Genomic DNA, 248 nt, shown 5'->3' with positions numbered 1-248 from the left:
AGAGCCAGCCCAGCGCCAGCGTTTCTCCACTGTTGACTTCAACCTGATTTTCGATTTCTTGCTTATCAATGGCCAGTGTTTCGCCATCGGCCTGCTGTAAATCCTGCCCAGGCATATTTTCGCTGATATGAATTTTCAGGCGCACCCGGCCATTGGGTAGCACAACCGGCGTGACGTCCATACCCAGCACCGCTTCTTTGAACTCTACCGATGTCGCCCCGCTCTCACCGCTGGAAACTTGATAAGGG

1 protein-coding gene is annotated in these 248 nt (G+C 53.6%); it reads right to left on the bottom strand.

Going from position 1 to position 248, the window contains the following annotated elements:
- Window positions 1–248 (bottom strand): hypothetical protein (locus AMS65_RS18950; RefSeq protein ID WP_206542030.1); only part of this gene is annotated, 248 nt, incomplete at both ends.

Source organism: Leucobacter celer subsp. astrifaciens (assembly GCF_001273835.1).
GTDB classification, from domain to species: Bacteria; Actinomycetota; Actinomycetes; order Actinomycetales; family Microbacteriaceae; genus Leucobacter; species Leucobacter celer.
This window is presented reverse-complemented; position numbering and strand designations above follow the sequence as displayed.